Source organism: Psychrobacter sp. BI730 (assembly GCF_013414195.1).
Classification (GTDB): Bacteria; Pseudomonadota; Gammaproteobacteria; order Pseudomonadales; family Moraxellaceae; genus Psychrobacter.
Genome location: NZ_JAATTV010000022.1, coordinates 19776 through 30449 on the forward strand (window position 1 = coordinate 19776; position 10674 = coordinate 30449).

Genomic DNA, 10674 nt, shown 5'->3' on the forward strand with positions numbered 1-10674 from the left:
GTACGTTTAAAATAGTGTTCTGCTAGTATAAACTTTCCTCGCTTGCTGTGTGCTTCGCACTCCAGAGGCTTCGAAAAATTTATCCTAGAAGCACTGTATTCTTTTTAAATTGAATCGACTATATCTAACTTATCTTGAACCTACTGTAAAATGGATATTCGTATTGAGTCATTTATATATATTTGAATAAGAATATTTTAACACTAGAATTTAATAATTACAGCTATAAAAAGTCATATAAATATATTTTAAGGTACCGAGAGGTGATGAATGCAGGTCGCAGAAGCTAAAGTATTGCCGCAAAATAATTTGACAAACCCTAAAAATATTAAAAGCTTCGGTGTAGTAAATTTAGATGGACTCGTCAATGAAAGCTTACATTTTCGCGGTGAAAAACCCATACAAGATATTGAAAGTATATTGAAACTTGCTGATTCTATTCATGATTACTCTAAAATACTGGGCAATTGGTACTATGGAGGTTTCTTTCATCCACATTTTGGCCATTTTTTTTCTGAAAGCATTCATAGGTTGCGTAATTACCTTGAAAATCCAGAAAATTACGATGGTATAGTATTCATTCCTTTCCCATTCAAAGGCAGTTTTGAATGGCTCAAGAATAAACCTCAGTATATAGAGTTTATTCTTGGGAGTTACTTACAAATTAATTTAGAGAAAATAAAATGGTTAACTGAACCTTCTATTTTTAGTAATTTGAATATTTTTGAGCAGGAGTCAAGATTAGGTTCTAAAACTGGAGATAACTATCTAAATTATCTTTGTGGGTTTAGTAAAGCCTATAAAGAGCCTGAAGCAGAACAAAAAAATGTCATACTGTCGCGTCAAAATTATTTAAGCATGGGCAGGCACTTGGGAATTGATTATGCGTTTAGTAAGCTAGATGGATTTGTTACTATAAATCCTGAAGAGATTTCTATAGAAGAACAAATTAAATTAATTGTTAATGCAGATACAATTATTATTGAAGGTGGCAGTGCAGTGCATCTTTTAGACTTAATTGGATATACTGAAGCTAGAGTCTTGTTTATTAGCAGAGGAGCTAATGGCAATTATTGGAAGAATATGTATAGCAACAAGTGTAGTGATTTTAGGTGTTTTGATAAAATTGCAAGAGTCGAAAGTCAGCTTTTGGGAAAACCTGCAGTACTTCCATCTGTTTTGTCTATTAAGTTTTTTGAGGATTACTTAAATTTAAATCTTAATAATCAGAGTATTGAACTTGATGTGGATGAGTACTATTCATTATCAATATTAGATATAGAAAAAATAATGAAAATGAAGCATATAAATGATGACCTAAGTGTTTTGTCTGATTTTGAAAAGGCTTTTAAATTCGCTAATCATTACTTGCCGTAAGTGATGAAAAATAATTATTGAGGTATACCTTGAAATGCATTTTACATATTGGAACTGAGAAATCCGGTACCACTTCGCTCCAAAGTTTTTTACAGAAAAATAGAGCCACTTTCCTTGATAACGGTTATTACATAACATTAACTCCAACAATATCTTCTACTAACTTTAATCATCGTAAGATGGCTACTGCAATGTTAGATGTTGATCATATAGATGACGCAAGAAAAACACTTAAGATAGTAGATGCAGAATCATTTAGTTATTGGCGCAATAATTTTCTCGCTGAGCTATCAGAAGAAATTAAAAACAACACCAATAATAAATATAAAACATATATTTTTAGTAGTGAACATTTATCTTCTAGGCTTATTAGTGTAGAAGAAATAACCCGATTAAAAAACTACCTCGAAGGTTTTTTCGATACTATTGAGGTAATTCTATATATTAGACGACAAGATAAATATGCAGTTAGTCTATACTCTACTGCTTTGAAAGCAGGATCTGTAGATAACTTTATTTTTAATCATAAGAACCCTCTTAATCCAAGATTTAATTATTATCAGCTATATTCAAAATGGTCAGAGGTTTTTGGTAAGAACTATATTGATGTACGCATATTTGAACGAGATAAGTTTTATAAAAAAAATCTAACGTTAGATTTTTTAAAAGCAGTAGGTTTCCATGAAAATGTAATAAATGGTACGCAGTGGCTAGTGCCTGCAAAAGCAAATCCATCATTGAATGCGCTTGGGCAGTCATACTTGAGATATTATAACGCCATCAACCCCAAAGGGTTAGACCCAAGGCTTCACAAACAAAGACGCCATTTAATTGAGTTTTTAGAGAGAAATTATGGTGGCAATGGTTATTTACCTACTCAAAGCGAAGCAATTGAGTGGTATGGGTTTTTTGAAAAAGTTAATAACAAACTACTGTTGGAATTAGAAAGTAGTACCGAGCAACTGTTTGACACTAGTTTCGATAGTTATCCTAAAGAAAAAGACCATTTTATTTATACAAGTAAAGATCTTTTAAATGTTTCAAAAGAGTTTGCAGAATATTTAATAGATATAAATAAGCTTAACCAATCACGCTAATTAAAGCAGCAATAGTTTTCGATATTTTTAACAGTAAATCTATTATTCCTTTTAACGTCATTATAAAGCAGTTATGTAAGGTTAAGCTGCTCAGCACTGAATCAATAGTAGCGGATGGCTTTTTATATTAATGAAAGTGTTTAATAGTATGAAATATATTTTATCTATTTGAACTGAAAAATAATCATCAGCAAAAAAACTGTGTATGATTTTTCAGTTTGGAGCAAGTCTAGACCTAAAAATCACAAATAAATGTTTAGAATATCGGGATTTTTTTTAGGACAAGAATGGAGTTGCGCCATAGCTCTATCTTTTAGTTCCATGAGAGGAATCTAATATGAAGATTGCGGTAGCAGGCATAGGTTATGTAGGACTATCGAATGCTCTGTTGCTTGCTCAGCATAATGAAGTTGTGGCAGTCGATATTGATAAGAAAAAAGTTCAACTGATTAACCAAAAAAAATCTCCTATCTCAGATACCGAGATAGAGATATTTCTGAAGAGCGAAAAATTAAATCTTATCGCCACATTGGACAAAGAGACAGCTTATAGAAAGGCTGATTTTGTCATTGTCGCCACGCCAACCGACTATAATCCCGAGACAAATGGTTTCAACACATCATCTGTAGAGTCCGTCATTAGAGATGTCATGGCGATAAATGCTAAAGCAGTGGTAGTGATTAAATCAACAGTACCGGTAGGCTACACTAAGAATATAAAAGAAAAGCTTGGATACGAGAATATTATATTCTCGCCTGAGTTTTTACGTGAAGGCAAAGCGCTATATGATAATTTATATCCGTCACGAATCATTGTTGGAGAGAAGTCTGAACGGGCAAGTGTTTTTGCTGATTTATTAGTAAAAGGTGCTATTAAAGAAGAAGTAGATGTTCTATTTACCGATTCAACAGAAGCTGAAGCGATAAAGCTATTCTCTAATACTTATCTTGCGATGAGAGTGACGTATTTTAATGAGTTGGACAGCTATGCTGAAACTCTCAACCTAGACTCACGTCAAATCATTGAAGGGGTCAGTTTAGACCCGCGTATTGGTAATCATTATAACAATCCCTCCTTTGGATACGGTGGCTATTGCTTACCCAAGGACACAAGGCAATTACTCGCCAACTATACAGCAGTGCCGAACAATATTATTCGTGCCATTGTAGACGCTAATACAACGCGTAAAGACTTTATTGCCGCTTCCATATTAAAAAGGAATCCTAACAGAGTGGGGATTTACCGTCTTATTATGAAAGCAGGGTCAGATAATTTCAGAGAGTCCAGTATTCAAGGAATTATGAAAAGGATTAAAGCAAAAGGTGTAGAAGTGGTGGTATACGAGCCTGAGCTTTTAGAAGACGAGTTTTATCATTCCAAGGTTATTAAATCTTTAGATGAATTTAAAGCAATAAGCGATGTTATTGTTTCTAATCGTATGGTCGATGAAATCAAGGATGTTAGCGATAAAGTCTATACAAGAGATTTATTTGGCAGTGATTAAACTTAATAGACAGTTATCTCCAATTAAATAAGGTTAACTAATGAAGTTATTCCATGCAGTAATGGCGGGTGGTGTTGGCAGTCGTCTATGGCCACTATCTCGTAAAGCCTATCCAAAGCAATTCTTTAATCTGGCCAGTGATCAATCAATGATAGCCGATACCCTGACTAGGCTATCGGGTATTGATATCGCGGGTAACTTATTACTGTGTAGCCAAGATCACAAGTTCCTTGCTGCTGACGCTATTACGGACAGCGGCGTTGAAGCAGACATCATTCTTGAACCCATGGGTAAAAACACCGCGCCGGCGGCATTATTAGCGGCATTACATATCATAGCGCATCATGATGACGGTATCATATTGTTGTCACCTTCTGACCATGCCATTGCCAATATTGAGGATCTGCTCGATAGTATTAACCAGAGTTTTTCTTATGCAGAGTCTGGGCATATTATTACGTTTGGCATCACTCCCACTGTAGCTGAGACAGGTTATGGTTATATTCAGATGGGCGCGCATATAAATGCGCAGAACCAAAACAAATTGCGTGCGATTGCTCAGTTTGTAGAAAAACCAGACTTAGAGACCGCAAATAAATACTTAGAACATGGCGACTATCTGTGGAATAGCGGTATTTTTATGTTCAAAGCAAGTACTTTAGTCGCGGAGATGGAAAAATATCAGCCTGCCATTTTGAAGGCTTGTCAGGCTGCCTACACAGCTGATGAGACTCATCCAGATTTTTATACTATAGATGAAGCAGCTTTTGCCAAGTGTCCTGATGATTCTTTAGATTATGCCATTATGGAGCATACTGACAAAGGTCTGGTCGCCAAACTCGATGTCAATTGGAACGACCTTGGCTCATGGAATGCTATTTGGGACTATCGAGAAAAAGATAAAGATGGCAATGTTATTGATGCTGACACAATCACCATAAAAACGACCAATAGTATCATTCGTTCTGAAAACAAAAAGCTGATTGCCACCATTGGCCTTGATAACGTTGCGATCATAGAAACAGATGATGCTTTACTAGTTGCAAACCTAGACTGCTCACAGGAAGTCAAAGATTTGGTCAGCACGTTAAAACAAGAGAAGCGCCCTGAATACATTTATCACCGTCAGGTACACAGACCTTGGGGGCAGTTTGATAGTGTGGATAGTAGCAACCGCTACCAAGTAAAACGTATCACTGTGAAACCGGGACAAAAGCTGTCAGTGCAAATGCATTATCATCGAGCGGAACATTGGGTGGTCGTAGGTGGTACTGCTTTGGTCAAAAAAGGGTTTGATAAAGACAAGTTAACTGAACATCTACTACGTGAGAATGAGTCTATCTATATAGAAATAGGGGAGATACACTCTCTTGAAAACCCAGGTAAAGTGCCCCTTGAGATAATTGAGGTACAGTCTGGTGCGTATCTTGGAGAAGATGATATTGTTCGGTTTAGTGATGAGTATGGTCGGGATAAGACTCAAGAGTAATCTAATAACTTTTGTGAAAAACTGCCAATAATTTGTTATAAGATTACTTTTATTTAATAAGTTGTTAGATCGTGTTGCATATTGGGAGTAAATTGCTGAAAAAAATAGAGAACTGTTAATCTTGAATTTCTAATATAGAAAATATCTCGTTCTCTATATCACGCATAATTTTCAAAGAGGAACAATGGGCAAGACTAGGGTCTAACTTACTAGAACTCAATACCTATAACAAAGAAGATCTTAGACAAAACGTTGGAGGTATAGTTTATTGGGTGCAAGTTAGTTGCCTATAATGTGACTTATGCAAGCATTTTAGTAAGAATAATACTGTCTATAAAATATAATAGCATAGCAGTAGTATTCATAAGAACATGAAAGGTATTATTGAAAATGGGGCAAGAGGTACGACTAAAATCCACATAACAGTTGATGCGCATGGCAGCCCGATTAGTATTATCTTGTTAAATGGCGCCAAACTTAATTGATGAGATAGATTTGAGCGCAACAGTCATTGTATTTTCCACAAGTGCTATGATTCTTATCCACTACGATTGCATATTAAATAATTTGGCTGCTTCAATAACATCCTTTGCAAATAGAAAACGAGGTATGCCAACAACTATATGGATTAGCATTTATACAAAGCTCGCCACTTAGTATAGTCATTCTACTATAAAATCATGACTACATTAACCTCGTTTGAATTATTAGATATAATTTACATTTGGTTGCCTTGTACCACTTTTAAATTAAAAAACTATAAATCGATTGCAAAACTATTTTATAAGCTCAAGCAGAATCATAAAAATACGGTGGCACACATTCGTGCTTATCTATAGTTTAAATTATAAATGCCAAACAGGCCTTAGTTGTGTTTAAACATTAAAGTATTTTTATATGAAATTAAAAAACTATTATGATAGGACAAGCGAATGACCAAATCGAAAGTACAGCTCGAATCACATATAGATAATATCAAGTCAAACAAAGTTTTTAACTATGAATTATACGTTAAACAAGTTGAATGCTATGTATTAGAGAATGATATTGATTTAATACGGCACTTTTGTGAGATAGGGTGGACTGAGGGACTGAATCCCTGCTCATGGTTTGATACAAATTATTATCTCAACAAATATCCTGATGTCAAGAGCTCACAAGTTAATCCTTTTATTCATTATCTTATTAAAGGAATTGAAGAAAATAGACTGCCGCACCCTCATATTTCTTTAAATTTTATAGAAGCAATTCAGCTAAGTATCTCAAAAAACATCCAAAAATTTGATGCTTTGAATAAACATATATTTTTTATAAAAAATAATCAGCTATATAATTCTACAAAATCGCTCACCCAGCAGGAAAAGATCTTTTGGGAATATGTTGGTAACAGTCAAAATAGTAGCATGATGCATATTTACTTCGATGATGAGTGGTATAGCAGGATATATGGTATTCCACAAGAAAGTGCTTGGAGTCATTTTATAGAATTAGGTAAGTGGTTGTATTTAACTCCTTGTGAGTCACTTTTTCCGTTCATGCAGAAGGTTAGAGAAATCTTTAAAGGTGATTGGTTTACGCAACTAATGGCATTACCACATAGATTAGATATAGTGGATTTTTTAAGCTTAAGCGATATTCAGAAAAGTTATGAGATTTATTCTACCGGCTTGTTTGATGAGACATGGTATGTAAGACAGTATGATATAGATGACTCATCTACTCATAGCTTAATACATTTCTGTAAAAATGGAGTTTTTGAAGGAAAAAACCCAAACAATATGTTTGATCAAAACTGGTACTTTAAAAAATATCAGTTAACTGAAAAACAACTTGCAATCATTCATTATATTAGAAACTGGCACACTCTTAAATTCAATCCAAGCGAATTGTTTAGCATAAAAGATTATGTATCGTCACACCCTGTTTTACTTGAAAAAAATATTGAGCCTCTATATTATTTATTGAAAGATAATAGTAAGGATTCAAGCATAAATGAGATAAAAAAATCGGTTCAGAAAAATATAGTGACAATAGAAGAACATATTGACTGCTATTTTGATTACTGTCTAAAACTATCTGATAATAAATTAATTATTGTCGGTTGGGAGTTGAAGCCGATAGATCTAAATGTAGCAACTCTTAGTTTTAACAATATATCTCTTAATCAAAATGTGATTTTTAAATCTAATTTTTATCGTAAAGATGTCAACACACTTTATCAAAAGGACGATACATATAATCTAGGTACGATTACCATAATAGAGATAGAAACCTCTGCATCGATCTTGGATATGTCGACTAATATTCAGATTAAACTGACTGCTAATTCAGAGTACGCTTGTCCATTTTTTAAAGAAAAACATGCTTACTTAGAAGTGTTCAAATTTGTAGCTAAACATAATGATGCGACGGTTAATAAAGATTTTTTAACGATATGTTTAGCAGATATGTTGCCAATCATTGACGAGGTTGCTAGTAAAGCCAATAGTTATGAAGATTTTTTCAGGATAAATGTTGATAGTGCAACTTTGATACCGAAACTAGGTATATTGGTGAAGGGTTGGGCTATCGATACGATGGATTATATTAACTCTATCTATGTGGTACAGGATAACCTGTTATCAAGTGATTTGTATGATAATGCTGAATGGTTTCGTAGAGCAGATGTGTTTGAGGCTCACCCTGATTTAATTTCAGATAGTTTTAAAGCAGGTATGCTTGGGTTGTTTAAAAATAGTGCTTTTACAGGCGGCCAGCCATTTAAGTTTATAATTGTGACTAACTATGGAGATATTATAGTTAGACCCATTAAGGTAAGTACATCCATAAAAGCGCCTAGCCAGTATATGCAGGAAGCCTTACAGCACTTGAATGTCAATAATGAATTACATTTGAGTAGCTTGCAAGGTTTCGTGGGCGAAGTCATAGATTCTGTCTGGACAAATAAGAGTGTAGAAGGCGCTTTTGATTCGATAAAACATTATGGCCATCCTGTGAAAAATCCTAAGTGCTCTATCATTATTCCTATTTATGGTAGATCAGACTTCATTTTTTATCAGCTGGCTCAAATGTCTCAAGACCCATTTATGAAAGAAGTAGAAATTATCTATGTACTAGACGATCCTAGAATCATAGATCAATTTGAGAAATACTCATCAGAGTCTTACGAGCTCTTTCAGCTACCATTTAAAACAGTGCAATATGGCAGAAACTTAGGTTATGCTGGTGCAAATAATATGGGCTGTAAAGCAGCCGAGTCTAATCAATTACTATTATTGAACTCAGATGTTATGCCTAAAGATATCGGGTGGTTAAAACAGATGTTAGACATCTATGGTCAAGAAAAGGATATAGGTATACTTGGTGCAAGGTTGTTGTTTGAAGACAATACGATACAACATGATGGGCTAGAATACTTTAAGTCACCCCAGTACCCGAGCTTCTGGTTGATAGATCATCCTGGGAAAGGATTACCTATATCGTTAGCAGAACCGGCGTCACTCAAGCAGATAGACTCTGTTACAGGGGCTTGTCTTATGATTAGTAAAGATTTATATCAAGAGGTGGGAGGTTTAGATGAAAGTTATGCCTATGGAGACTTTGAAGATAGTGATTTGTGCCTAACGGTTTTAAGTTTGGGTTTTAAGAACTATATTGATAGAAGGATTAGTTTGTATCATTTAGAACGTCAGTCTCAGAATTTGTTTGATGACATTTCGTGGAAATTTAAACTAACTATTTTCAATGCTCTTAAGCATACTTATCGTTGGGATAGTACAATCTCTAAAATTACTAAAAGTATAGGGAACTAGCATGATTATGAACGACAGCCAACGTATTTTAGTGGTATCACATGGTCATCCAGATCACAGCAAAGGTGGGGCCGAATTAGCAGCATATAACCTGTTTAAGCAATATCAAAAAATGGGTATTGAAACCATGTTTCTAGCACGATCTGGAGAAGCATCTCATGGCGGCTCTGTATTCTCGTCTCGTAAAGATGATTCGGAATTGTTTTTTCACACAGGTGTGTCAGATTGGTTTATCATTAGCTCAGCTAATACGACGCATTTAACTAGAGACTTTGCTGGATTACTATCTAAATTTAAGCCAACAGTAATCCATTTCCACCATTATGTACATATGGGCATAGAAATAATCTTAACTGCAAGAAGAGTCTTGCCTAGTGTTAGGATACTACTGACATTACATGAATATATTCCAATCTGCTTTAACGATGGTCAGATGGTGAAGCGTGGCTCTGATAAATTATGTTATGAATCGAGCTATGTCGATTGTGCACAGTGTTTCCCAGAAAAAAGCAGCTCAGACTTTTTCTTGAGAAAGCAGTATTTTTTAAGAGTCTTTGATGAGGTTGATCAGTTTATCTCTCCAAGCTATTTTTTATTGGATAGGTATGTCAAATGGGGTATTCCTGCCAATAAAATAGTAATGGTTGAGAATGGGCAGCCTTTAGTAGAAGATAAAGCTCCTCGTCATCTTCAGAAGAATGAAAAAAGAGGAAGGTTTGCCTTCTTTGGTCAAATCAACCAGTTTAAAGGCATAGAGGTTTTGTTACGGGCTTTTAGTGTATTGTCTGAGACTACAAAAGAGATCGTACATTTAGATATCCATGGTGCTAACTTAGAGGTTCAATCTCAAGACTTTCAAGACAGGATACACAGGTTACTGGATGATTTGGGTGATAGCGTTACTTTGCACGGTTCTTATGAAAGCCATGAGATGCCAAGGTTACTATATCAATGTGATTGGATGATCATACCGAGTATCTGGTGGGAAAACTCTCCAATGGTGATTCAGGAAGCGTTTAATCATGGACGGCCTATTATAGCCTCAGATATTGGTGGGATGGCAGAAAAGATTGAGGATGGTGTGACTGGACTGCATTTTAGACGAAACAATGCACAGTCATTAGCTCAAACGATTGAGAGAGCAATGTCTGAAGAGGTAGATTGGAATACGCTGCACAATAGTATTGTCAGTCCACTCAGTATTGAAGAGTGTGCAGAGATGCACTTGGGTTTAGTTTGATTTTAAGATTGCTATGGCTAGCGATTCTAACTAAAACCCCAATAGTAAAAGTGTTGTTTTTTTAATTAAACTAAATATTAGGGCGTGTTGAACATTGGCGACAAATTAATGGCAAAAAAAATAGCGAACGGTTAATCTTTAAGCTCTCACACAAA

General features: G+C 34.9%; 6 protein-coding genes and 1 pseudogene. All 7 read left to right on the top strand.

The genetic code is table 11. The annotated features are described in order from the left end of the window. Positions 1-270: 270 nt before the first annotated feature. Positions 271-1377: a glycosyltransferase 61 family protein gene (locus HCZ91_RS13280; protein ID WP_179799713.1), complete on the top strand. Its 1107-nt coding sequence runs from the start codon at positions 271-273 to the stop codon at positions 1375-1377. A 179-nt stretch (positions 1378-1556) separates the two neighbouring features. Further along, positions 1557-2474 carry a hypothetical protein gene (locus tag HCZ91_RS13285; RefSeq protein WP_179799714.1) on the top strand — a complete coding sequence of 306 codons (918 nt, stop codon included), beginning with the start codon at positions 1557-1559 and terminating at the stop codon, positions 2472-2474. Between the two features lie 337 nt (positions 2475-2811). Next, a complete protein-coding gene (locus tag HCZ91_RS13290; protein WP_179799715.1) occupies positions 2812-3978 on the top strand; it encodes a nucleotide sugar dehydrogenase in 1167 nt (388 codons plus the stop codon). Between the two features lie 40 nt (positions 3979-4018). Next, positions 4019-5467 (top strand): mannose-1-phosphate guanylyltransferase/mannose-6-phosphate isomerase, encoded by a 1449-nt coding sequence (locus HCZ91_RS13295; RefSeq protein ID WP_179799716.1) that lies wholly within the window; start codon positions 4019-4021, stop codon positions 5465-5467. Positions 5468-5622: 155 nt separating this feature from the next. Then, positions 5623-6306 (top strand): annotated as a pseudogene (locus HCZ91_RS14020) (hypothetical protein). Positions 6307-6399: 93 nt separating this feature from the next. Then, positions 6400-9279, top strand: a complete 2880-nt coding sequence (locus HCZ91_RS13300; RefSeq protein ID WP_179799717.1) for a glycosyltransferase family 2 protein — start codon at positions 6400-6402, stop codon at positions 9277-9279. Between the two features lies 1 nt (position 9280). After that, entirely contained in the window at positions 9281-10519 is a 1239-nt protein-coding gene (locus tag HCZ91_RS13305; RefSeq protein ID WP_218870199.1) for a glycosyltransferase family 4 protein, read from the top strand. Positions 10520-10674: the final 155 nt, after the last annotated feature.

What these genes read in the sequence shown, in the direction of transcription:
- HCZ91_RS13280 (WP_179799713.1), top strand. Translation starts at nt 271, where the DNA reads ATGCAGGTCGCAGAAGCTAAAGTATTGCCGCAAAATAATTTGACAAAC.
- HCZ91_RS13285 (WP_179799714.1), top strand. Translation starts at nt 1,557, where the DNA reads ATGGCTACTGCAATGTTAGATGTTGATCATATAGATGACGCAAGAAAA.
- HCZ91_RS13300 (WP_179799717.1), top strand. Translation starts at nt 6,400, where the DNA reads ATGACCAAATCGAAAGTACAGCTCGAATCACATATAGATAATATCAAG.
- HCZ91_RS13295 (WP_179799716.1), top strand. Translation starts at nt 4,019, where the DNA reads ATGAAGTTATTCCATGCAGTAATGGCGGGTGGTGTTGGCAGTCGTCTA.
- HCZ91_RS13305 (WP_218870199.1), top strand. Translation starts at nt 9,281, where the DNA reads ATGATTATGAACGACAGCCAACGTATTTTAGTGGTATCACATGGTCAT.
- HCZ91_RS13290 (WP_179799715.1), top strand. Translation starts at nt 2,812, where the DNA reads ATGAAGATTGCGGTAGCAGGCATAGGTTATGTAGGACTATCGAATGCT.